The following is a 23486-nucleotide window of genomic DNA, read 5'->3' as shown; positions in this document are numbered from 1 at the left end:
TATGGCGTGGATACCTTGCCGAGATGGTCTGCGATCTAGGTTAACGAACCATTCTCGATCACCGTCGGGCCACCGCCAACCGTGTGCCGATGTGAGGGCGATGGGATAGCTATCGCGGTTGCCGCGTTGAGCGGGGGACTCCCAGCATCACGAGGTATCCCCATGACTACGGTTTCGACGATCGCGTCCGCACTCGGTCTCGGCAAGAAGAAGGTCCGTTATGCGATCGTCGGGCTCGGCGACATCTCGCAGGCGTCGATGATGCCCGGCGTCGCGCATACCGGCAATTCGGAGATTACTGCACTGGTCACCGACGATCCGGTCAAGGCGCGTGAACTCGGCAAGACATACGGCGTCGAGGCGACCTATCGCTACGACCAGTTCGACGAACTGCTGGCATCGGGGCTGATCGATGCAGTCTATCTCGGGACACCGAACTGGCGGCATGCCGAGTTCGCGATCCCTGCGCTGAAGGCGGGCATCCATGTTCTGTCGGAGAAGCCGCTGGAGATTTCGGTCGAGAAGGCGGAGGCGATCCGTAACGCCGAGCGCGCGTCGTCGGCCAAGCTAATGACCGCGTACCGGCTGCATTTCGAGCCGTCGACGCTCGACGCAATCCGGCGCATCCGGGCTGGTGAACTCGGCGAGCTGATCGCGTTCACTTCGTGCTTCACGCAGAAGGTCGATCCGGCCAACCACCGCGTGAAGAACGGCGTCATCGCCGGGCCGCTGTTCGACATGGGTCCGTATCCGATCAACGCGACGCGCTATCTGTTCGGGGCCGAGCCGACCGAAGTGGTCTCGGCGGTCGCGACGCGGCATCCCGACCTGGGACTGGGCGATCTCGACGATACGTTCGCGGTGACGTTGCGCTTTCCCGGCGATCGGCTGGCACAGTTCACCGTCTCCTATGCGGCGAACAATGTCGACAGCCTGACGATCTCGGGCACCAAGGGCAGCATCCATATGGACCCGGCATACGGCTTCGGCGACGCGATGGAACAGCGCGTGACGATCGGCGAAAAGAAGAGCCATGAGAGCTTCAAGCCAACCGACCAGTTCGGCGGTGAGATGCGCTATTTCTCCGACTGCATCCTCGAAGACCGTGATCCCGAGCCCGATGCGGAGGAGGGGCTTGCCGATCTGCGCGTGATCGAGGGCGTGCTGGAGGCGTTGAGGACGCGTGGGCCGGTGACGTTGCCGCCGTTCGTGCGCTCGCGGCGGATTTCGGGGGATCAGGTGCAGACCTTGTCGCCGATCAAGGAGCCGACGCTCGTCAACGCCGCCAGCCCGACCGGCTGAGCGGGATGCTCGCCTTCCTCGATTTCGAAGCGTCGTCGCTGGGGAAGAAGAGCTACCCGATCGAGGTGGCGTGGGTGTTCGAGGATGGGACATCGGAGAGCCATCTGATCAAGCCTGCGCCCGAGTGGACCGACTGGGATCCGGCGGCGCAGGCTATCCATGGGATCGAGCGGCAGGAGTTGGAGGACACGGGGGAGGATCACGTGGTCGTGGCGGCGCGGATGGTCGAGGCGCTGGCCGGGCATGACCTGCTGGCGAGTGCGCCGTCCTGGGATGGCAAATGGCTGAGCGCGCTGTTGCGCGTGGGCGGGCAGCCGCGGCGGGTGTTGCGGTTGCGGGATAGCGACGAGGCGCAACTGGAGGCGGCGCGGGCGTGTCTTTCGGGCGTCGAGCTGGCGGCGGTGCGGGAGGCTCTGGCGCGGGAGGTGGTCGGCGCGGTGTCGCAGCGGCGGAATGGACGGGTGCCGGATCACCGGGCACTGGCCGATGCGGTGGCGGAGCGCACGCAGTGGCTGGAGGTGAAGGCTGAGGCCGTGCGGCGGGCGGGATTGTGGACCTTTACCGTGGAAGCTACGGACCCGGCCTAAGCATGTCTCCCCGCGAAGGCGGGGACCCAGACTGGGCTCCCGCCTTCGCGGGAGAACAAGGAGGGGGTTGCCACGATTATCAGGACCATTACGCCACCCCGGCGAAGGCCGGGGCCCAGTTGGGGGACGTTGCTAACGAAGCGCGGTCCGCCGTTACTGCGACCTTTCCAACTGGGCCCCGGCCTCCGCCGGGGAGGTGGCAGTTGGTCGAGGGCAACGAGGCCCGACGGGCGCCGACACCTCTACGCGATACCCTTGCGTCAGTTCGTCTCAGCTCGCGGTGCACCGCTCATCGTCACCGGTTGCGGTCCGCCGGCGGTGGCTTCCAGCGTCGAGTCCCCGCCCAGCACCCGGTACAGCGTCACGCGGTTGCTCGCGCCGACGAGTTGCGTCGCGACGAGATTGCGCTGCGCGGTGTAGAGCGAGCGTTGCGCGTCGAGCGAGTTCAGGAACGTGTCGATCCCGCCGCGATAGCGCGCGTCGGACAGGCGGTAGGTGTCCAGCGCCGCTTCGGAAAAGTTCTGGTTCGCTTTCAACTGGTCGGCGATCGTGCCTTGGCGTGCGAGCGCGTCGGCGGTTTCCTGGAACGCTGTCTGGATCGTCTTTTCGTAGGTCGCGAGCGCGGCGTCGCGTTGCGCCTTCGAATAAGCGACGCCGGCGATCCCGGCGCCCGCGCGGAAGATCGGGTAGCTGACCGAGGGCGCGACCGAATAGTTGAACGCGCCGCCGCTGAACAGCGAGGTGAGCGAGGTGCTGGCGAACCCGAGGATGCCGGTCAGCGAGATCTTCGGGAACAGTTCCGCGCGTGCTGCGCCGATCTCGGCATTGGTGGCGCGGAGCTGGTATTCGGACTCGACGACGTCGGGACGGCGCAGGAGGATGCTGCTGTCGAGCCCGGCCGGCAGTGTGGCGACGGTCGGTAGCGCCTGTTCGATCGAGGCGGGCAGGAGTGCCGCGTCTACCGGCGCGCCGACGAGGAGTTGCAACGCGTTGATGTCCTGCGCGAGCGCGGTGCGTTGCTGCGCGAGGTCGGATTGCGCGGTGAACAGGATCTGCTGCGCCTGGCGGAGATCGGTGCGTGGGGCGACGCCGCCGCGCAGCCGCGCGTTGGTCAGCGTGACGCTGCGCTGCGAACTCGTCACCGTGTCCTGCGCGATTTTGAGCAGGCTCTGGTCCGACGCGTAGGTGAGCCATGCATCGGCGATGTCGCCGACCAGCGTCAGGCGAGTGGTGCGCGCGGCGGCTTCGGTCGCGAAATAGCGATCGAGCGCGGCGCTGGTCAGCGAGCGAATGCGGCCGAACAGGTCGAGCTCGAACGACGTCGTGCCGAGGTCGACCGAGAAAGAACTGTTCGAGCTGGACGAGCTGACGACCGATCCGGTCGAACCGGTGCCCGTCCCGACGCCGCCCGTACCTGTGCCCGTGCCGGTTCCGCCGGTCCCGGTACCCGTTCCGCCCGTCCCGGTGCCAGTCCCGGTGCCTGTGCCTGTGCCACTACCCGTTCCGCTCGTGACGGTGTTGCGCGTGCCGTTGCCGCCACCCGAATAGGTGTAGCGGCCGCTGGCATCGACCTGTGGCAACAGGTCGCCGCGCTGGATGCGGTACTGCGCGCGGGTCGAGGCGATGTTGGCGGCCGCGACGCGGAGATCGCGGTTGTTGGCGAGCGCCTGGACGATGATCTGCTGGAGCCGCGGGTCGCGGAACACGTCGCGGTAGGTGATCGCTGGCAGCGTCGATTCGGACTGGCGGAGGTAGGCGTCGCCGATCGGCAGCGACGGCGGGACGGGGAGCTCGGTTCGCGCGTATTTCGGCGCGAGCGAGCAGGCGGCGAGGGCTGAGGTCGCGGCGAGCAGCAGAAGCATCCTCACCCTCCCGGCGCTGCGCGCCTCCTTCCCTCTCCCAATTGGGAGAGGGAGAGACGCCGAAGGCGGCGACGGGTGAGGACAGGAATAAGACACCGTCATCGTGCAGGCTCCGGCTTGGGCGGGCCAAGCGGTTCGTTGTGATCGCCATCGGATCCATGGCCGTCGTGGTCGTGGCCGTCATGGCCCTGGAAGCCGGTCGGCTTGCCCCGCAGCTTGGCGATGCCGTCGCGCGCGCCGCGGCGGACGAGGACGAAGAACAGCGGGATGTAGAAGATCGCGAGGATCGTCGCGGTCAGCATGCCGCCGACTACTGCCGTACCGATCGCGATGCGGCTGTTCGCACCCGCACCGGTCGAGAGGGCCAGCGGCAACACGCCGAGGATGAACGCGAACGACGTCATCAGGATCGGGCGCAACCGGATCTTCGCCGCGGACAGTGCCGCCTCGATGACGCGCTTGCCCTTCTTCTCCTCCTGCTCGGCGAACTCGATCATCAGGATCGCGTTCTTGGCCGCCAGCCCCATCGTCGTCAGGAGGCCGATCTGGAGATACACGTCGTTGATCAACCCCCGCAGCGTCACCGCGAGGATCGCGCCGACGAGGCCCAAGGGGATCACGAGCAGCACCGCGATCGGGATCGACCAGCTCTCGTACAGCGCGGCGAGGCATAGGAACACGACCAGCAGCGACAGGCCGTAGAGGATCGGCGCCTGACCCGAGGACAGGCGTTCCTGATACGATAGGCCCGACCATGCGACCGAGGTGCCGGGGATCTGGCCGGCAAGCTGCGCAATCTTCTCCATCGCGTCGCCCGAGCTGACGCCTGGCGCGCCCGAGCCCTGGATTTCGTACGAAGCAATGCCGTTGAACCGTGACAGCGTCGTCGGTGCCTGGCCCCAGCTGGTCTTCGCGAACGACGAGAACGGCGCCATCTGGCCGTTCGAACCGCGCACGAACCACTGGCTCAGGTCTGACGGCTGCGCACGGAACTGTGCGTCGCCCTGGACATAGACACGCTTCACACGGCCACGGTCGATGAAGTCGTTGACGTACTGACCACCCCAGGCGGTCGACAGCGTCGAGTTCACGTTGGCCTGCGTCAGGCCGAGCGTCGACAGCTTCTGCTGGTCGGCATCGACGCGCAGCGTGGCGACGTCGGGCAGTTCGGTGAGGCGGATCGCGGTCAGCGACGAGTCGGCGCGGGCGAGCGCAAGCAGCTTGTCGCGCGCGGCGTTGAACTCGACCTGGCTGAGCCCGCCGGCGTTCTGCAACTCCATCGTGAAGCCGTTCGACGAACCGAGACCACGAACCGCTGGTGGCACCAGCGAATAGACCTGTGCGTCACGGAAGCCGGCGAAAGCCTTCGACGCGCGACCGGTGATCGCTTCGGCAGTGTTTTCCTTGCCGTGGCGATCTTCCCACGGCGCGAACGAGACGAAGCCCTGGCCCGTGTTCTGGCCACTCGCGCCGCCACCGCCGCCGCCGCTGACGGTGAACATCGTGCGGACGTTGGCCTTCTCCTGCGTGAAGTAATATTGCTCGATCTGCTTCTGCAGCGCGAAGGTGCGGCCTTGCGTGGCGCCTGCGGGAAGCTGGAACTGGACGATACCCGAGCCCTGGTCCTCGGTCGGCAGGAAGCCCGTCGGCAGCCGCAGGAACAGCACCGCGAGCACCGCGACGATCACCGCGTAGATCAGCAGGAACAGCCACTTGCGGTCGATCACCGACTGCACGGCACTGGTGTATTTCTGCGTGCCCTTTTCGAACCCGCTGTTGAACTTGTCGCCAGCCCGCGTGAAGACATGCGCGACCTTGGGGAATTTGCGTTCGCCCCAGCTCTTCTCGGTGTTGCCGTCGGCGTCCTTCTGCTTCTGCTTGAGCAGCGTCGCGGTGAGGGCGGGGGAGAGGATCAGCGCGACCAGCACCGACAGGACCATCGCCGACACCATCGTCAGCGAGAACTGGCGGTAGATCACGCCCGTCGAGCCGCCGAAGAACGCCATCGGCAGGAACACCGCGGACAGCACGAGCGCGATCGCGACCAGCGCGACGGTGATCTCGTTCATCGACTCGATCGTCGCCTCCCGAGGCGTCATCTCGGGATTTTCCTCCATCAGGCGCTCGACGTTCTCGACCACGACGATCGCATCGTCGACCAGCAGGCCGATCGCGAGCACGAGCCCGAACAGCGTCAACGTGTTGATCGAGAAGCCGGCGAGATAGAACACGCCGAACGTGCCGAGCAGCACGACCGGCACCGCGATCGTCGGGATCAGCGTCGCGCGCCAGCTTTGCAGGAACACGAACATGACGATGACGACGAGGATGACGGCCTCGATCAGCGTCTTCACGACCTCGTCGATCGACAGCTTGATGAAGTCGGTGGTGTCGTTGGCGTAGGCGAACTTCAGGCCGGGCGGGAAGCTCTTGGCGGACTTGGCGACGAACGCCTTGACCAGTTCGGCGGTCTTGAGCGCGTCGGCGCCCGGCGCGAGCAGCACCGCGATACCCGCGCCGGGATGCGCGTTGACCCGGCTGCGCGCGTTGTAGTTCTCCGCGCCCAGCTCGATCCGGGCGACGTCGCGCAGCTTGACCACCGCGCTGTCGTTGGTGGTCTTCAGGATGATGTTGGCGAACTGCTCGGGCGTCTGGAGGCGCGACTGCGCGGTGACGGTCGCGTTGAGCATTTGCGTGTCGGGTTGAGGTTGCCCGCCGAGCTCGCCGGCGGCGACTTCGGTGTTCTGTGCCTGGATCGCGGTGGTCACGTCGCTCGGGATCAGCTGGTAGCTCGCGAGCTTGTTCGGGTTCAGCCAGATCCGCATCGCGTATTGTGCGCCGAACACGTTGCTGTCGCCGATGCCCGGAATACGGCCGAGCGGGTCTTGCAGGTTCGAGACGAGATAATCCGAGACGTCCTGGTTGGTCAGCTTGTCGGTCTCGTCATAGACGCCGACGATCAGGAGGTTGTCCGGGTTCGATTTGCGGACGACGAGGCCCTGCTGCTGGACCTGTTGCGGCAGGCGGGACAGCGTCTGCTGGACCTGGTTCTGGACCTGGACCTGCGCGATGTCGGGATCGGTGCCCTTCTCGAACGTCACGGTGATCGTCACCGAGCCGCGCGACGACGAGGACGAGCTGAAATAGATCAGCCCGTCGATACCCGTCAGCGACTGCTCGACGACCTGCGTGACGCTGTTCTGGATGGTCTGCGCGTTGGCACCCGGGAAGGATGCGCGGACGGTCACCTGCGGCGGCGCGACGTCGGGGTATTGCGCGATCGGCAGGCTCATGATCGCGCCGATGCCGCCAAGCATCACGATGATCGCGAGCACCCAGGCGAAGATCGGGCGATCGATGAAGACACGGGATAACATAAGGGCTTAGCCGGCCTTTTTCTGGCTGGAGTCGCCACCGGAGGACCCGTCATCAGAGGCGCTCTTGGGCGCTTCGATCTTTTGCGCGGTGTTTTCCGGCACCGGCTTCACGCCCTGGTTCGGGGCGATCTTCGACAGGCCCTGCGTGATGATCCTGTCGCCGGGGTTGAGCCCGCTGGTCACCACCCAGAACGCACCTTGCGTGCGGTCGGCCTTGATCTTCTTCTGCACCGCCTTGTTATTCGCATCGACGACATAGACCGTCGCATTGCCCTTCGCGTCGCGCGACACGCCCGCCTGCGGCACAAGGAACGCGCGCTGGTTGATCGCCTGCGCAAACTTGGCCTGGACGAACATGCCGGGGAGCAGCAGCCCCTGCGGATTGGGGAAGCGCGCGCGCAGCGTCACGGTGCCGGTCTCGGTATTGACCAGCGCTTCGGCGAACTCGACGGTGCCGGTCGCACCGTATTCGCTGCCGTCCTCAAGCGTCAGGCGGACTTCGGCGCGGGTCGCGACGATGCCGTTCTGGCCGAGCGAACGGCGGAGCGCGAGCAGGTCGCCGGAGGATTGCTGGATGTCGACGAACATCGGATCGAGTCGCTGGATCTGCGCGAGCGGATCGGTCTGCGTCGCCGAGACGAGCGCGCCGACGGTGAACAGCGAGCGGCCGATGCGCCCGGTGATCGGGGCGGGGACGGTCGTGAACTTGAGGTTGATCTGCGCGGTCTCCAGCGCGGCGCGGGTCTGCGCGACCGAGGCTGTCGCCTGGCGCGAGGTGGCGACTGCGTTGGTATAGTCCTGCTTGCTGATCGCTTCCATCTCGGCGAGCGGCTTGTAGCGCTGCGCGAGGATGTTTTGCGCCTGCTGGTTGGCGCGCGCGCTTTGCAGGTTGGCCTGCGCCTCGTTGGCGGCGGCGCGGTAGAGGCGCGGGTCGATCTCGTAGAGCGGCTGGCCTTTCTTGACGAGCGTACCCTCGGTGAAGAAGCGGCGGCGGATGATCCCGGTGACCTGGGGGCGGACGTCCGAGCTTTCGAACGCAGTGGTGCGGCCGCTGAGTTCGGTGGTCATCGCGACGCTGGTCGGCTGGACGACGACATAGCCGACGGTCGGCGTGCCCTGGCCCGGTTGGCCGCCGCGGCCTGCCTTGCCCTGGGCCTTGTCGTCCCCGCCGGAGCAGGCCGCGAGCGCCAGTGCGGGCACCAGCAGAATGGCGCACCGCCGCGCAGAAAATCGTGTGGCTATCAAGTTTGGTAATCCGCGATCAGGTGTTGGTCGGGCTAAACCACGAGGATGTACCAGAAGTATGTCAGTTGAAAAGCAGGGGTGAGAAATAGGGAAGAAAGAGTAACCTGTTTCGCCGCTGGGGGGTGTTTTGTGCGTTCGTTGCGCTTCGATGGAGAACAAGGAGGAGTGCGCTCCTGTAATCCCATGCATCACCCAGGATGAACATCGCACCACCCCGGCGGAGGCCGGGGCCCAGTTGAGTGACGGTGCTAACGGAGCGCGGTCCGTCGTTACTGCGACCTTTCCAACTGGGCCCCGGCCTTCGCCGGGGTGGTGCTTTGTGTGGGGGGCCTCCAAACCAAATTGGCGCGAGGGCGTTGAGCAATGGTTGCCGGAACGAGCCCGGCATGACGGATGGGGTGGGCTGATGGCTTTGATCGATGACGACAAGAAGGCGGCTGCCGTTGCGGCCGTGGCCGAGGTGCGGGACGGAATGCTCGTCGGGCTCGGGACGGGATCTACCGCGGCGTTCGCGATCCAGGCGCTCGGCGAGCGGGTCGCCGAAGGGTTGCAGATCCGCGCGGTCGTCACCTCGGAAGCTTCCGGCAAACTCGCCCGCGAACTCGGCATCGAGATCCTCGACTTTGCTGCCATTGCCCAGGTCGATCTCACGATCGACGGCGCGGACGAGATCGACTCGCGCTGCTTCGCGATCAAGGGAGCAGGCGGGGCGATGCTGCGGGAAAAGATTGTCGCCGCAGCCTCGGCACGGATGATCGTAATTGCCGATGGCTCCAAGCGCGTCGACCGGATCGGCGCCGCCAAGCTGCCGGTCGAGGTGCTGCCGTTCGCCATCACCTATGTCATGCGCGTCCTGACCAACATGGGCGCCGCGCCGATCATCCGTGACAACTACCGGACGGACCAAGGCAATCTCGTCGTGGATTGCCACTTCACGACCCTGGAAGATCCCCGCGCGACTGCCGCCACGCTCGCCGCGATCCCCGGCATTCTCGGCCACGGACTGTTCCTCGACGAGGTCACCGCTGCGTATATCGCAACGAACGGCGTCGTTACGCGACTGGAACGGACGGGTGCATCCGACTAAAGGCATCCTATGTTGGCAACCAGATCGGATGCGCGGCGTTCGGTCACCGTCTAGAGCGAGGCTTCTTCCATGACCGATACCGCAATCGCCGCCCCCAAGGCGGACCCCAAGCTGCATGAGGACGGCTCCCCCGAGCGTCTGGCGATCGATACCATCCGCACGCTGTCGATGGACGCGGTGCAGAAGGCCAATTCGGGCCATCCCGGCACCCCCATGGCACTCGCGCCGGTCGGCTACACGCTCTGGTCGAAGTTCCTGCGCTACGATCCCAAGCACGCCGACTGGCCGAATCGCGATCGCTTCGTGCTGTCGGTCGGCCATGCGTCGATGCTGCTCTATTCGCTGATTCACCTCGCCAAGATCGAAGAGATCGACGCGGACGGCAACAAGACCGGCAAGGAGGCCGTCAGCCTCGCCGACATCGAGCAGTTCCGCCAGCTGTCGTCGAAGACGCCGGGCCACCCGGAATACCGCCACACCACTGGCGTTGAGACCACGACGGGCCCGCTCGGCCAGGGTTGCGGCAACTCGGTCGGCATGGCGATCGCCGAGCGCTGGCTCGCCGCGCGCTACAACAAGGACGGCTTCACGCTGTTCGACCATGACGTCTACACGATCTGTGGCGACGGCGACATGATGGAGGGCGTCTCGTCCGAGGCGGCGAGCCTCGCCGGCCACCTCAAGCTCAGCAACCTGTGCTGGATCTACGACAGCAACCACATCTCGATCGAGGGCGCGACCGATCTCGCGTTCGACGAGGATGTCGGCTTGCGCTTCGACGCCTATGGCTGGAACGTCATCCACATCGACGACGCGAACGACACCGATGCGTTGAGCCGCGCGATCGAGACGTTCAAGGCGACCAACGACAAGCCGACTTTCATCATCGTGCATTCGGTGATTGGTTATGGCAGCCCCAAGGCGGGCAGCGAGAAGGCCCACGGCGAGCCGCTCGGCGAGGAGAATATCCGCATCACGAAGAAGGCCTATGGTTGGCCCGAGGACAAGTCGTTCTACGTGCCCGATGGCGTAAGCGAGCATTTCAACGCCGCAATCGCCGATCGCGGCGCCAAGCTGCGCGACGAGTGGGTCGCGCTGACCGACAAATATCGGGGCGCCTATCCCGAGCTGTCCGCCGAGCTGGACCTGTTGCTCAAGGACGATCTGCCCGAGGGCTGGGATGCCGACATCCCGACCTTCGAGGCGGACGCCAAGGGCGTCGCCAGCCGTGACTCGGGCGGCAAGGTGCTCAACGCGATCGCCGCAAAGGTGCCGTGGCTGATCGGCGGTTCGGCCGATCTCGCGCCGTCGACCAAGACCGACATCAAGGGCCAGCCCTCGTTCGAGGCGGATGATTACGCCGGCCGGAACTTCCACTTCGGCATCCGCGAACACGGCATGGGCGCGATCGTCAACGGCATGGCGCTGTCGCATTTGCGTTCGTACGGTTCGACCTTCCTGGTGTTCGCCGATTACATGCGCGCGCCGGTGCGCCTGTCGGCGATCATGGAGGTCGGCGCGATCTGGGTGTTCACGCACGACTCAATCGGTGTCGGCGAGGACGGCCCGACGCACCAGCCGATCGAGCATCTCGCCACGCTGCGCGCGATTCCCGGTCTCGACACGATCCGTCCGAGCGACGCGAACGAAGTCGTCGCGGCATGGAAGGCGGTCCTGAAGGACGCCAGCACGCCGGCTGCGCTGATCATGTCGCGCCAGGCTCTGCCGACGCTCGACCGGACCAAGTACGCAAGCGCCGATGGGCTCGAGAAGGGTGGCTATGTGCTCGCCGACAGCGACGGCACACCCGACGTGATCCTGATCGCGACCGGCAGCGAAGTGTCGCTGGTCGTCGAGGCGCACGAGAAGCTGACCGCGGACGGCGTGAAGAGCCGGGTCGTGTCGATGCCGAGCTGGTATCGCTACGAACTGCAGGACGCAGCGTACAAGGAAAGCGTGCTGCCGCGCGAAGTGCGCGCGCGCGTTGCGGTCGAGATGGCCGGGTCGATCGGTTGGGACCGCTATGTCGGGCTCGACGGCGCGACCGTGACGATGTCGACCTTCGGCGCTTCGGCACCGCTCGCCAAGCTGCAGGACAAGTTCGGGTTCACCGTCGACAATGTCGTCAAGGTCGCCCGCCAAGTGATGGAGACCAAGTGATGGGTGCGCTCAACGATCTCGAAGGCTTCGGCCAGGCGGTATGGCTCGATTTCGTCGACCGGAAGTTCCTGGAGGCCGGTGGTCTCCAGAAGCTGGTCGACGAGGATGGCCTAACCGGCGTCACGTCGAACCCGTCGATCTTCGAAAAGGCGATGGGTCACGGCGATGCCTATGACTCGACGCTGGCCGAGTACGACAAGCAGCATGCCGGCGCGGCGACGATCGATCGCTACGAGCATCTGGCGATCCAGGACATCAAGGCGGCGGCGGAGACGTTGAAGCCGGTCTACGACAAGCTCGACGCGAAGGACGGCTATGTGAGCCTCGAGGTGTCGCCGTACATTTCGGACGATACCGACGCGACGATCGCCGAGGCGAAGAAGCTGTGGGCTGCGGTCGATCGGCCGAACCTGATGATCAAGATTCCGGGGACGCTCGCGGGCGGGCCAGCGATATCTTCGACGATCGCGAGCGGGATCAACGTCAACGTTACGCTGCTGTTTGCGCTCGACGCGTACATTCGCGTTGCCGAGGCGTATGCCGCAGGGCTTGAGGAGCGCGTCAAGCAGGGGCAGCCGATCGACAAGATCGCCAGCGTCGCGAGCTTCTTCGTCAGCCGGATCGATTCGTCGATCGACAAGGAGATCGATGCGCGTCTGGAGAAGGGCGATGCCGAGGCCGACGCGCTGAAGGCGGTCCGCGGCAAGGTCGCGATCGCGAACGCGAAGATCGCGTATCAATGGTATCTCGACTTCCTGAAGTCGGATCGCTGGCAGGCGCTCGCCGCCAAGGGTGCGCAGCCGCAGCGGCTGTTGTGGGCGTCGACCGGCGTGAAGGATCCGAGCTACCCGGACACGCTGTATATCGACACGCTGATCGGCAAGGATACGGTCAACACGATGCCGCCGAAGACGATGGACGCGTTCCGCGACCACGGCACCGCGGCGGAGACGATTACGCAGGACGTCGAGGGCGCGAAGCACACGCTGGCGGAAGCCGAGCGGCTGGGTCTCGACCTCAACGGCGTGACCGGCAAGCTGGTCGAGGAGGGCGTCGCGTCGTTCGTCAAGGCGTTCGACGACCTGCTCGGCTCGATCGCCAAGAAGCAGCCCGCGACGGCGTAAACTTCTGCTCCCTCTCCCCGTTGGGGAGAGGGCCGGGGTGAGGGGCGCCGCGAGCGCTGCCCTCCCCAACTGCCCCTCACCCCAACCCTCTCCCCGGCGGGGAGAGGGGGTAAGCAAGGAATTCCCCATGAAGATCGGACTGATCGGCCTCGGCCGAATGGGCGGCAACATCGCGCGCCGGTTGATGAAGAACGGCCACGAGGTCGTCGCGTTCGACCGCGATGCCGAAGCCGTCAAGAAACTCGCCGCCGACGGTGCGATCGGGGCGGACTCGCTCGACGACATGCACGCCAAGCTCGACACGCCGGCGATCTGGTGGGTGATGGTCCCCGCAGGCGAACCGACCGAGCAGACCGTCCAGGCGATTGCCGCGAAGGCGTCCGAAGGCGACATCATCATCGACGGCGGCAACAGCTTCTACAAGGACGATGTCCGCCGCGCGAAGGAACTGGCTGAAAGGGGCATCCGTTACGTCGACGTCGGCACGTCCGGCGGCGTCTGGGGCCTCGAGCGCGGCTATTGCATGATGATCGGTGGCAACAAGGACACGGTCGACTATCTCGATCCGATCTTCGACACGCTCGCGCCGGGAATTGGGACGATCGTCCGTACGCCGGGCCGCAACGACGACGAGGATCCGCGCGCCGAGAAGGGCTATATCCACGCAGGACCTCCCGGCGCAGGCCACTTCGTCAAAATGGTCCATAACGGCATCGAATACGGCCTGATGCAGGCCTATGCTGAAGGTTTCGACATCCTCAAGGGCAAGTCCGGCGAGCATGTCGCCGAGGACCAGCGCTTTGACATCAACCTGACCGACGTCGCCGAAGTCTGGCGCCGCGGCAGCGTGATCTCGTCGTGGCTACTCGACTTGTCGGCGATCGCGCTGGCGAAGGACGGCACGCTCGAAGGCTTCAGCGGCAGCGTCGCGGACTCGGGCGAAGGCCAGTGGACGATCGACGCGGCGATGGAGGAGAAGGTGCCCGCCAACGTGCTGAGCGCCGCGCTGTATGCGCGCTATCGCAGCCGCGTCGAGCATACGTTCGGCGACAAGCTGTTGTCGGCGATGCGCTATGGCTTTGGCGGTCATGTCGAGATGCCCCAGTGAGCGGTGGCATGAGCGATATCAAGCTCCTCGTCTCCGATGTCGACGGCACGCTCGTCGACAAGGAGAAGAAGGTCACGCCCGCGACCGTCGACGCGGTCAAGCGGCTGAAGGCGGCGGGCCTCGGCTTCACGATCATCAGCGCGCGGCCACGGTCGGGGATGATGCCGATCGCAGAATTGCTCGGCATCGACGAGCCGATGGGCGCGTTCAACGGCGGGATCGTCTTCAAGCGCGACGGTTCCGTGATCGAGCACCACATGATCGACGTCGACGTCGTTCGCGGCGCGATGGAGATCATCGGCGACGCGCCGGTCGATACGTGGTTCTTCGCGGACGACGTCTGGTACGCCAGCACCGACCAGGGCGGGCATGTCGGCAGCGAGAAGAAGGCCTCCGCGCAGGACCCGGTAATCGTCTCCGACTTCACCGCTTTGCTCGCCAAGGCGGACAAGGTCACGTTCGTCAGCGACGACGAAGACCTGTTGCGCGACCTGCACGCGAAGGTCGCCGCCAAGTTCGATGCGCAGGCCACGATCGTCCAGTCGCAGACCTATTATCTCGACATCACGCCGGTGGCCGGCAACAAGGGCAGCGGGATCGAGGAACTGGCGGACGCTTTCGGCATCAGCTTGACGCAGACCGCGGCGATCGGCGATCAGGCCAACGACATCGCGATGCTCAAGCGCGCCAAGTTGGCGATCGCGATGGGCAATGCGCCACAGAATGTCCGTGACGTCGCGCACGAGATTACCAGCGCGAACGATGCCGACGGCGTCGCGCACGCGATCGATACGTTTATCCTTACTGGAGTTTCCGCATGAAAGAACTGGTTGCCTTCGACCTCGATGGAACGCTGGCCGAGAGCAAGCAGCCCTTGCAGGAGCCGATGGGCGAGGCGTTGGCGAACCTGCTCGACGTCGCGCATGTCGCGGTGATCTCGGGCGGCGACTGGCCGCAGTTCGAGAAGCAGGTCGCGTCGCGCCTGCCCGAGCGCGCGGATCGCACCAAGCTGTGGCTGATGCCGACGACCGGCACGAAGCTGTACCGGTTCGATGGCGAATGGCGCGCAGTGTATGCCGAGCTGTTCGAGGAGGACGAGAAGCAGAAGATCTTGCACGCATTCGACGAGTCTTTGGAGGCGACCGGGTTCGTGCCGGAGAAGACCTGGGGCGAGCGGATCGAGGATCGTGGCAGCCAGATCACGTTCTCGGCGCTCGGCCAGGAAGCGCCGATCGACGCCAAGCACAGCTGGGATCCCGATTTCGCCAAGCGGAAAGTGATCCAGGCGGATCTGCAGAAGCGCCTGCCGGGGCTGTCGATCAACATGGGCGGCGCGACCTCGATCGACATCACGCGCGAGGGTGTCGACAAGGCGTACGGGTTGAAGAAGCTTAACGAGGCGAGCGGCATCGCGCTCGACAAGATGATGTTCATCGGCGACGCGATCTTCCCGGGCGGGAATGATTATCCGGCCGAGCAGCTTGGGCTCGACGTCGTGAAGGTGAAGAACGTGGACGGTACGCTGGCAGCGATTGCCGGGATCGTCGCGTGTCTGAAGTGATGGCATGAGCGTCGCCTTCCGTCGCGAGAGTGATGAGGAACATCTCGAGCCGAAGTTCGAACAGCCGATCGCGCCGGGGCCTAATCTGGTCACGGCGCGCGGGCTGCGGATGCTCGGCGAGCGCGTGACCGAGATCGAGGCGGCGGTCGCGGCTGAGACGGACGAGGAAGCGCGCAAGTTGCTACTGCGCGACTTGCGGTACTGGCACACGCGCCAGACTACCGCGGAACTCGCGCCTTCGCCCGAGGATGATGAAGTCGGGATCGGATCGCGCGTCCGGGTTCGGATGAACGGGGTTGAGCGCGTGATCGCGATCGTCGGTGGCGACGAGGCGGAGCCCGGCGAGGACCGGCTTGCGTTCTCGGCACCGCTGGCGCGTGCGCTGATGGGGGCCGCAGTTGGCGAGACGGTCGCGTTCGCGGACAAGGCGGACGCGATCGAGGTTCTGGCGATCGACAAGGATGACGGCTGATGGCTGAAGCGAAATTCGAGCGGCATCGTCAGGCGTGGACGCAGGACGAGATCCAGAAGCTGCACACGCTGGCGAAGAAGGGCATGGCGCTTAAGGCGATCGCCAAGGCGCTGACGCGGAGCGAGGAATCGGTGAAGGTTCGGGCGAAGGAGGATTCGCTGAATATCGCCAAGTTGCGATGAGGTGAAAAAGAGCCCTCTCCCCTCCGGGGAGAGGGTTGGGTGAGGGGCTGTTCCGGGCGATGCACTGCTTGGCTGCCCCTCACCCCGACCCTCTCCCCGGAGGGGAGAGGGAGCAGAAGGGCGCGTAGCAACCCACGCCAAATAGTCGGAGAATCCGGCCCCCATATGGCTCCACCCCGGCGAAGGCCAGGGCCCAATTGGGGGGGAATAATGACGCAGGTTGCGCACCGTTACTCTGACCTTTCCAATTGGGCCCCGGCCTTCGCCGGGGTGGTGTTAGTGTTGGCGGGCCGGAGGGGCCGGACAGATATGGGGGGGCATTCCCTTTGTGGCCAATCCCGATCACGCTACATTGGCAACCCCTTCTTGTTCTCCCGCGAAGGCGGGAGTCCAGTCTGGGTCCCCGCCTTCGCGGGGAAACACTTTTAATTAGCGGTTGCTGACCAAAGCCGCACGGAGCGACGCTTGTCCGACTACGACGCGATAATCCTTGGCGCAGGCGCAGCCGGCCTCATGTGCGCCGCCGTAGCAGGCCAGCGCGGGCGGAAGATCCTGCTCGTCGATCACGCCGACCAGGCGGGCAAGAAGATCCTGATCTCCGGCGGAGGACGGTGCAATTTCACCAACGTCCACACCGCCGCCGACCGCTACATCTCCGCCAACCCGCATTTCGCCAAGTCCGCACTCGGTCGCTACACCGCGCAGGACTTCCTTGCACTCGTCGAATCCTACGGCATCGCGTGGCACGAGAAGACGCTCGGCCAACTCTTCTGCGACGGCTCCGCGAAACAGATCGTCGAGATGCTGCTCGACGAATGCGACAAGGGCCGCGTCGACCTGTCGCTCGGCCGCGCAGTGACAGGGGTCGACCATGCCGACGGCCGCTACCGCGTGTCGCTCGACGGCCGCACCGTCACCGCCCCCGCACTGGTGATCGCCACCGGAGGCCCGTCGATCCCCAAGATGGGCGCGACCGGGTTCGCCTATGACCTCGCGCGGCAGTTCGGGTTGAAGGTCGTCGAGCCGCGCCCCGCACTCGTCCCGCTGACGCTGGGCGGCGACGAGACGCTGTTCCGCGAATTGTCCGGCGTCGCCGCCGAAGTCGTCGCCACCGCCGGCAAGACCGCCTTCCGCGAAGCCGCGCTGTTCACGCATCGCGGCCTGTCCGGCCCCGCGATCCTGCAAGTGTCCTCCTATTGGCGCAACGGCCAGCCCGTCGGGATCGATTTCCTCCCCGATCGCGAGTCCGGCTGGCTCCCCGCGGCCAAGCGTACCACGCCGCGCACGACTCTCCGAAAACTGCTCGGCAGCACGCTCCCGGACCGGCTCGCGGAGACTTTGAGCGAACGATTGGGCATGACGAGCGAGATTTCCACGCTCACCGACCGCAAGCTCCAGGACGCTGAACGCGCGCTAAGCCATTGGCAATTCACGCCGAATGGCTCCGAAGGCTATGCCAAGGCAGAGGTCACCGCGGGTGGAATCAGCACCGCGGAACTGTCATCGCAAACAATGCAAGCCAAACGCGTACCAATGCTGTATGCAGTCGGCGAAGCGGTCGATGTCACAGGGTGGCTCGGCGGCTACAACTTCCAATGGGCATGGGCGAGCGGGTGGGCCGCGGGTCAAGTCCTGTAGGGACCACCACGCCAGTGCCTTGCCGTTGCGTAAGCCGGCCACCAATTAGGACGTACATGCCTTTTACAAATATTCCGTCGCTTCTTTCCGAGGCGCTCGAAGCGCGCGGCTATACCGCGCTCACCCCCGTCCAGGCTCATGTGATCGAGGACAACGCGATCGGTCGCGACCTCGTCGTGTCGGCGCAGACCGGCTCGGGCAAGACCGTTGCGTTCGGCCTGGCGATGGCCGGCGAACTGCTCGGTGAAGCCGGTGAGGACGGCGTTCAGCGCCTGCCCGCGCCGCACAAGCCGCTCGTCCTCTGCATCGCGCCGACTCGCGAGTTGGCACTCCAGGTCAGCCGCGAGTTGATGTGGCTCTATGCCAAGGCCGGTGCGCGGATTTCGACCTGCGTCGGCGGCATGGACGCCTCGAAGGAGCGTCGTTCGCTCGCGCACGGCGCGCATATCGTCGTCGGCACGCCGGGCCGTCTGCGCGATCACCTCGAGCGTGGCGCGCTCGACCTGTCGGCCCTGAAGGTCGCGGTGCTCGACGAGGCCGACGAGATGCTCGACATGGGCTTCCGCGAGGACCTCGAACAGATCCTCGATGCGTCGCCTGAAGCGCGTCGTACGCTGCTGTTCTCGGCGACGATGCCGCGGCCGATCGTCGCGCTCGCCAAGCGTTACCAGAAGGACGCGCTGCGCATCTCGACCGTCGGCGAGGATCGCGGTCATGGCGACATCTCGTATCAGGCCGTCACGGTCTCGCCGTCCGAGATCGAGCATGCGGTGATCAACCTGCTGCGCTTCCACGAGGCGGAGACGGCGATGCTGTTCTGCGCCACGCGTGACAATGTGCGTCATCTGCATGCGAGCCTGGTCGAGCGTGGCTTTGCCGCCGTGGCGCTGTCGGGCGAGCATTCGCAGAACGAGCGTAACGCGGCGCTTCAGGCACTGCGTGACCGCCGTGCGCGAGTCTGCGTCGCGACCGACGTTGCGGCTCGCGGCATCGATCTGCCGACGCTGTCGCTGGTCGTGCACGTCGAGCTGCCGCGCGATGCCGAGACGCTTCAGCATCGCTCGGGTCGTACCGGTCGTGCGGGCAAGAAGGGCACCGCCGTCCTGATCGTGCCGTTCCCGCGTCGCCGTCGCGTCGAGATGATGCTCCGTGGTGCGAAGATCAACGCGGAGTGGGTCAACGCGCCGACCGCCGAGGACATTCGCAAGAACGATCACGAGCGCCTGATCGGCATGCTGTTGCAGCCGGTCGAGGTCGAGGAGGAGGATCGCGCACTCGCCGTCCGCCTGATGGCCGAGAAGACGCCGGAGGATATCGCCGCGGCGCTGGTGCACATGCACCGCGCGACGATGCCGCAGGCCGAGGATCTGATCGACCAGAGCAAGCAGCCGACGCAGGACGAGCGTTCGCAGGGTCCGCGCGCGGGCTTCGAGGACACCGTCTGGTTCCGCATGGACATCGGTCGTCGCCAGAACGCCGATCCGCGCTGGATCCTGCCGCTGATCTGCCGTCGCGGGCACATCACCAAGTCGGAAATCGGCGCGATCCGGATTGGGCCGAACGAGACGGCGTTCGAGATTCCTCGCGCGGTGGCGTCGCGGTTCTCGGCGGCGATCCAGCGTACGGCGCAGGCTGGCGAGGAAGAGAGCGGCGTGGCGATCGAGGCGATGCAGGGCGCGCCCGAGAGCGGTACGCGGCATGACGGCGGTGGCGGTGGTCGCAGCAATGCGAGCGGCCCCCGCTCGACGCTGCACCGTGCGGCACCGCGTGGCGGTCCGGCTCCCGCGCGGAAGCCTCCGTACCGTGGCAATCGCGAGCGTAGCTGAGGGACTCGCGCGTTCTTTCCGCTAGGGAATGGCGCGTCGTCCTCAAGAACTCCGTCATCCTGACGAAAGTCAGGATCCAGAGTAACGAACGCCGCCCTGCTTGATCCTGGATCCTGACTTTCGTCAGGATGACGGGAATGAGTGGGGCGGTTTGGGAGGTGTACGATGACGAACGTATCTTCCAGCGCGATCCGCATCCTCGTCGACGCCGACGCATGCCCCGTCAAAGACGAGATCTACAAGGTCGCGTGGCGCCACGAAGTGCCCGTGACGATCGTCGCGAACAGCCATTTCCGCATCCCCGTCCATCCGCTGATCTCGCGCGTCGTGGTCAGCGACGGCTTCGACGCCGCCGACGACTGGATCGCCGAACAGGCCGATGCGAAATCGGTCGTGATCACCGCCGACATCCTGCTTGCCGACCGCTGCGTGAAGGCCGGCGCGAGCGTGCTCGCCAACACCGGCAAGCCGTTCACCACCAGCTCGATCGGCGGCGCGATCGCGACCCGCGCGATCATGGCCGACCTGCGCGCGGGCGGTGACATCATCGGCGGGCCGGGGCCGTTCTCCAAGACCGACCGTTCCGCGTTCCTGTCTGCGCTCGATGCCGCGCTCGTGCGGCTGAAGCGGCGCTAGTCATACCGCTTCTATCGCTCGACTTATCGGAGCGGTTTGGGCAGGTATCCCAGCATGCAATCGCATCTTCTCGACCGTGACGAATTGCTGGCACGGCAGGCGTTTCAGCTGGCCCTGGTCGATCTGCTGCGCGGGCTCGACGGCCCCGACCTGATCATGGCGGCAGCCGCGGCGACGCTCGGGTCGCATCTCGGCGTGGCGCGGTGCGGCTACGGCGAAGTGGTGCCGGACGGCACGGCGATGCATATCGCTGGCGACTGGACGAGTGGTGCGCTGCACAGCCTGGCGGGCGAGACGCGTCTGCTGAGTGCGTTCGGTACGGGGCTGCTCGACGATCTGCGTGCGGGCAAGACGGTGATCGTCGACGATTGCCATACCGATCCGCGATCGAGCGATCCCGATTACGGCGCGGCGTGGACGAGCATCGGGGCGTGCGCGCTGATCGTGTTTCCGCTCGTGCGGCACGACGAACTGACCGCGATCCTGTACGTCCATGAACCCGCCCCGCGGATCTGGACGCCCGCCGATATCGCGCTGGTCGAGGATGTCGCGCTGCGGACTTCGGACGCGGTCGAGCGGAGTCGCGCCGATGTTGCGCTGAAGGCGAGCGAGGAACGCTTCCGGTCGCTGTTCAATTCGCTCGACGCCGGGTTCTGCCTGATCGAGCTCGCGTTCGAGGGCGATCGTGCGGTCGACTATCGGTTCATCGAGACCAACGCGGCGTTCGAGCGCGAGACCGGGCTAAGCGACGTCGTCGGCAAGTGGATGCGCGATCTCGTGCCCGATCTCGAGGAACGCTGGTACGCGATCTATGCACGGGTCGCGACCACCGGTGAACCCGCCAGGTTCGAGGATCATGTCGAAGCGTTCGACGGACGCTGGTACGATGTCCACGCCTACCGCGTCGATGAGTCCGGGACCAACCGGGTCGCCGTGCTGTTCAACGATATCAGCGAACGCCGCCGCAAGGATATCGCGCTTGCCGAAAGCCAGAACGAACTCGAGCTGGCGACGCGAGTCGCGCAGCTTGGCCGGTTCGACTATCGGCCGATCGTGGGCGTGCTGACCTGGGACGACCGCTGCCGCGCGCTGTTCGGGATCTCGCCGGGCAAGCCGGTCGACTATGCGTCGTCCTTTCTCGCCAATCTTCATCCCGACGACCGGGTCGCCGCCAACGCCGCGGTCCTCGCGTCGCTCGATCCGCAGGGGACGCGCACGTTCGAGGCCGAATACCGCACGATCGGGCAGGAGGACGGGGTGGAGCGTCACGTGTCGGCGCACGGTGCCGCGTTCTTCGACGACGACACGCCGATCCGGTTGATCGGCACGGTGCAGGACGTTTCGCGCGATCGGCAGGCGCAGGCGGCGCTTCGCGAGACGAGCGAACGGCTGCGGCTTGCTGCGCGCGCGACCAACGATGCGATCTGGGACTGGGATCTGCGCCGCAATTACGTGTTGTGGAACGAGGCGCTGACCACCGCCTATGGCCATGATCTTGCGAGAGTCGACCCGACCGGCGACTGGTGGATCGACCACATCCATCCCGAGGATCGGGGGCGGATCGATCGCAGCATCCATGCGGTAATCGACGGCGGCGGCACCGAATGGACCGAGGAATACCGGTTTCTGCGCGCCGACGGCCACTATGCCGATGTGCTCGACCGCGGCTATCTGATCCGCGACGAGGCCGGCCAGCCGCTGCGGATGATCGGCGCGCTGCTCGACCAGTCCGCGCGCAAGGCCGTCGAGCGACAGCTGCGCGCGGTCAACGAGGGGCTCGAAGAGGCAGTCGTGGCGTCGAAGGCGGACCGCGACCGGCTGTGGGACCTGTCGACCGATATCATGCTGCGCGCGGAATATGACGGTACGATCGTCGCGGTAAACCCGGCCTGGACCGAGATGCTCGGCTGGGAAATGGAGGAGATCATCGGTCGGCCGCTGTTCGCGCTGCTCCATCCCGACGACGTGGACCATACCAGCGAGGGCGCGGCGGGGATCGCGCGCGGCCAGATCATCACGCGGATCGACAATCGCTATCGCTGCAAGGACGGGAGTTACCGCTGGATCAGCTGGGCCGCGCAGCCTGGCGACGGGATGATCAATGCGGTCGGCCGCGACATCACCGAGGAGAAGGAGAACGAAGCCCGGCTCGCGCGCGTCGAGGATGCGCTCCGCCAGGCGCAGAAGATGGAGGCGGTCGGCCAGCTCACCGGCGGCATCGCGCACGATTTCAACAACATGCTGACGGGGATCATCGGCGGGCTCGACATGGTCCGCCGCAATCTTCCCGAGGTCCGGCATGAACGCGTCGATCGGTATATCGAGGCGGCGACTGTGTCGGCGAACCGTGCCGCCGGCCTGACGCAGCGCCTGCTGGCGTTCTCGCGGCGCCAGTCGCTCGATGTGAAGGCGGTCGATGTCGGCGAGCTGGTCGACGGGATGGAGGATCTGTTGCGGCGGACGCTCGGCGAGAATGCCGGGTTGGAGGTGCGGCGCACGCCGGGGATCTGGCCGGCGCATACCGACGCGAACCAGCTCGAAAGCGCGCTGCTCAACTTGGCGATCAACGCGCGCGATGCGATGCCCGAGGGCGGGTTGCTGACGATCGAGACCGAGAACGCGCATCTCGACGCACATTATACCGAGACGATCGAAGATCTGGAGCCAGGCGATTTCGTCGTGATCGGCGTGTCGGACACCGGCACGGGCATGAGCGCATCGGTGATCGCCAAGGCGTTCGATCCGTTCTTCACGACCAAGCCGATCGGGCAGGGCACCGGGCTCGGCCTGTCGATGATCTACGGTTTCGCGCGGCAATCGGGCGGGCATGTGCGGATCTATTCGGAGGAAGGGCAGGGCACGACCGTCAAGCTGTACCTGCCGCGGTTCCGTGGCACGGTGGAGGCGCCGGTCGAGATCGCCGATGCCGAGCTGCCGCGTGCCGACGGCGAGCAGGTGCTGCTGGTCGAGGACGACCCGGCGGTGCGGATGCTCATCGTCGATGTGTTGCAGGGGCTGGGCTATGGCGTGCTCGAGGCCGCGGATGGGCGCGCCGCGGTGCCGTTCCTGGAAAGCGAGCAGCGGATCGACCTGCTCGTCAGCGATGTCGGCCTGCCGGGGATCAATGGCCGGCAGGTTGCCGAGATCGCACGCGTGCATCGTCCGGGGCTCAAGGTGCTGTTCGTGACGGGCTATGCGGAGAAGGCGGCGGTGCGCGGCGATTTCCTCGGCGAGGGGATGGACATGATCACCAAACCGTTCGCGCTGGATGTGCTGGCCAACCGGATACGGGCGATGATCGGGCGGTAGTCGGAACGGG

17 protein-coding genes are annotated in these 23486 nt (G+C 65.8%); 14 read left to right on the top strand and 3 right to left on the bottom strand.

Annotated features, from left to right (window positions below):
• Positions 1 to 162 precede the first annotated feature (162 nt).
• Together C8J47_RS10115 and C8J47_RS10110 are read left to right on the top strand one after the other, a co-directional pair.
• A complete protein-coding gene (locus C8J47_RS10115) occupies positions 163 to 1302 on the top strand; it encodes a Gfo/Idh/MocA family protein (protein WP_121885564.1) in 1140 nt (379 codons plus the stop codon).
• A 5-nt stretch (positions 1303 to 1307) separates the two neighbouring features.
• Positions 1308 to 1889, top strand: a complete 582-nt coding sequence (locus C8J47_RS10110) for a transcriptional regulator (protein ID WP_121885563.1) — start codon at positions 1308 to 1310, stop codon at positions 1887 to 1889.
• Positions 1890 to 2149: 260 nt separating this feature from the next.
• Here C8J47_RS10110 and C8J47_RS10105 read toward each other — a convergent pair whose 3' ends face one another.
• From C8J47_RS10105 to C8J47_RS10095, 3 genes are all read right to left on the bottom strand, one after another.
• The gene (locus C8J47_RS10105) at positions 2150 to 3751 is read right to left on the bottom strand and encodes an efflux transporter outer membrane subunit (protein ID WP_121885844.1); all 1602 of its coding nucleotides are present in this window, start codon (positions 3749 to 3751) and stop codon (positions 2150 to 2152) included.
• Between the two features lie 98 nt (positions 3752 to 3849).
• Positions 3850 to 7128, bottom strand: a complete 3279-nt coding sequence (locus C8J47_RS10100; RefSeq protein WP_121885562.1) for a multidrug efflux RND transporter permease subunit — start codon at positions 7126 to 7128, stop codon at positions 3850 to 3852.
• Positions 7129 to 7134: 6 nt separating this feature from the next.
• On the bottom strand, positions 7135 to 8331 hold the full coding sequence (locus C8J47_RS10095) for an efflux RND transporter periplasmic adaptor subunit (protein ID WP_404969275.1): 1197 nt from the start codon (positions 8329 to 8331) through the stop codon (positions 7135 to 7137).
• Positions 8332 to 8779: 448 nt separating this feature from the next.
• Between C8J47_RS10095 and rpiA the strand changes: the two genes are divergently transcribed.
• The 12 genes from rpiA to C8J47_RS10035 all read left to right on the top strand — a co-directional run bounded on the left by rpiA (position 8780) and on the right by C8J47_RS10035 (position 23476).
• Positions 8780 to 9460: a ribose-5-phosphate isomerase RpiA gene (gene rpiA, locus C8J47_RS10090; protein ID WP_121885560.1), complete on the top strand. Its 681-nt coding sequence runs from the start codon at positions 8780 to 8782 to the stop codon at positions 9458 to 9460.
• 69 nt (positions 9461 to 9529) lie between these two features.
• Positions 9530 to 11620, top strand: a complete 2091-nt coding sequence (gene tkt, locus C8J47_RS10085; protein WP_121885559.1) for a transketolase — start codon at positions 9530 to 9532, stop codon at positions 11618 to 11620.
• Positions 11620 to 12744 (top strand): transaldolase, encoded by a 1125-nt coding sequence (gene tal, locus C8J47_RS10080; RefSeq protein WP_121885558.1) that lies wholly within the window; start codon positions 11620 to 11622, stop codon positions 12742 to 12744. Before tkt ends, tal begins: the two co-directional genes overlap by 1 nt.
• Positions 12745 to 12871: 127 nt before the next feature.
• Positions 12872 to 13852, top strand: coding sequence for a phosphogluconate dehydrogenase (NAD(+)-dependent, decarboxylating) (gene gnd / locus C8J47_RS10075; RefSeq protein ID WP_121885557.1), 981 nt, complete (start codon positions 12872 to 12874; stop codon positions 13850 to 13852).
• Between the two features lie 8 nt (positions 13853 to 13860).
• Complete coding sequence (locus tag C8J47_RS10070) at positions 13861 to 14673, top strand: Cof-type HAD-IIB family hydrolase (RefSeq protein ID WP_183129069.1); 813 nt, start codon at positions 13861 to 13863, stop codon at positions 14671 to 14673.
• The gene (locus tag C8J47_RS10065; RefSeq protein ID WP_121885555.1) at positions 14670 to 15413 is read left to right on the top strand and encodes an HAD-IIB family hydrolase; all 744 of its coding nucleotides are present in this window, start codon (positions 14670 to 14672) and stop codon (positions 15411 to 15413) included. Before C8J47_RS10070 ends, C8J47_RS10065 begins: the two co-directional genes overlap by 4 nt.
• A 4-nt stretch (positions 15414 to 15417) precedes the next feature.
• A complete protein-coding gene (locus C8J47_RS10060) occupies positions 15418 to 15885 on the top strand; it encodes a GreA/GreB family elongation factor (RefSeq protein ID WP_121885554.1) in 468 nt (155 codons plus the stop codon).
• A complete protein-coding gene (locus C8J47_RS10055) occupies positions 15885 to 16067 on the top strand; it encodes a hypothetical protein (RefSeq protein ID WP_055881387.1) in 183 nt (60 codons plus the stop codon). The genes C8J47_RS10060 and C8J47_RS10055 overlap by 1 nt, the downstream gene beginning before the upstream one ends.
• Before the next feature lie 465 nt (positions 16068 to 16532).
• Positions 16533 to 17705, top strand: a complete 1173-nt coding sequence (locus tag C8J47_RS10050; protein ID WP_121885553.1) for an NAD(P)/FAD-dependent oxidoreductase — start codon at positions 16533 to 16535, stop codon at positions 17703 to 17705.
• 56 nt (positions 17706 to 17761) lie between these two features.
• Positions 17762 to 19531, top strand: coding sequence for a DEAD/DEAH box helicase (locus C8J47_RS10045; RefSeq protein WP_121885552.1), 1770 nt, complete (start codon positions 17762 to 17764; stop codon positions 19529 to 19531).
• A 165-nt stretch (positions 19532 to 19696) separates the two neighbouring features.
• Positions 19697 to 20167: a YaiI/YqxD family protein gene (locus tag C8J47_RS10040; protein WP_121885551.1), complete on the top strand. Its 471-nt coding sequence runs from the start codon at positions 19697 to 19699 to the stop codon at positions 20165 to 20167.
• A 54-nt stretch (positions 20168 to 20221) separates the two neighbouring features.
• A complete protein-coding gene (locus C8J47_RS10035) occupies positions 20222 to 23476 on the top strand; it encodes a PAS domain-containing protein (RefSeq protein WP_121885550.1) in 3255 nt (1084 codons plus the stop codon).
• Positions 23477 to 23486: the final 10 nt, after the last annotated feature.

Origin of the sequence: Sphingomonas sp. PP-F2F-G114-C0414 (assembly GCF_003688595.1) — a bacterium.
Taxonomy (GTDB): domain Bacteria; phylum Pseudomonadota; class Alphaproteobacteria; order Sphingomonadales; family Sphingomonadaceae; genus Sphingomonas.
This window is presented reverse-complemented; position numbering and strand designations above follow the sequence as displayed.

Excerpts from the sequence above, each read along its gene's own strand:
- C8J47_RS10060 (WP_121885554.1), top strand. The coding sequence starts at position 15,418 with ATGAGCGTCGCCTTCCGTCGCGAGAGTGATGAGGAACATCTCGAGCCG.
- C8J47_RS10105 (WP_121885844.1), bottom strand. The coding sequence starts at position 3,751 with ATGCTTCTGCTGCTCGCCGCGACCTCAGCCCTCGCCGCCTGCTCGCTC.
- C8J47_RS10065 (WP_121885555.1), top strand. The coding sequence starts at position 14,670 with ATGAAAGAACTGGTTGCCTTCGACCTCGATGGAACGCTGGCCGAGAGC.
- C8J47_RS10055 (WP_055881387.1), top strand. The coding sequence starts at position 15,885 with ATGGCTGAAGCGAAATTCGAGCGGCATCGTCAGGCGTGGACGCAGGAC.
- rpiA (WP_121885560.1), top strand. The coding sequence starts at position 8,780 with ATGGCTTTGATCGATGACGACAAGAAGGCGGCTGCCGTTGCGGCCGTG.
- C8J47_RS10110 (WP_121885563.1), top strand. The coding sequence starts at position 1,308 with ATGCTCGCCTTCCTCGATTTCGAAGCGTCGTCGCTGGGGAAGAAGAGC.
- C8J47_RS10035 (WP_121885550.1), top strand. The coding sequence starts at position 20,222 with ATGCAATCGCATCTTCTCGACCGTGACGAATTGCTGGCACGGCAGGCG.
- C8J47_RS10115 (WP_121885564.1), top strand. The coding sequence starts at position 163 with ATGACTACGGTTTCGACGATCGCGTCCGCACTCGGTCTCGGCAAGAAG.
- gnd (WP_121885557.1), top strand. The coding sequence starts at position 12,872 with ATGAAGATCGGACTGATCGGCCTCGGCCGAATGGGCGGCAACATCGCG.
- C8J47_RS10100 (WP_121885562.1), bottom strand. The coding sequence starts at position 7,128 with ATGTTATCCCGTGTCTTCATCGATCGCCCGATCTTCGCCTGGGTGCTC.
- tal (WP_121885558.1), top strand. The coding sequence starts at position 11,620 with ATGGGTGCGCTCAACGATCTCGAAGGCTTCGGCCAGGCGGTATGGCTC.
- C8J47_RS10040 (WP_121885551.1), top strand. The coding sequence starts at position 19,697 with ATGACGAACGTATCTTCCAGCGCGATCCGCATCCTCGTCGACGCCGAC.
- tkt (WP_121885559.1), top strand. The coding sequence starts at position 9,530 with ATGACCGATACCGCAATCGCCGCCCCCAAGGCGGACCCCAAGCTGCAT.
- C8J47_RS10045 (WP_121885552.1), top strand. The coding sequence starts at position 17,762 with ATGCCTTTTACAAATATTCCGTCGCTTCTTTCCGAGGCGCTCGAAGCG.
- C8J47_RS10070 (WP_183129069.1), top strand. The coding sequence starts at position 13,861 with ATGAGCGATATCAAGCTCCTCGTCTCCGATGTCGACGGCACGCTCGTC.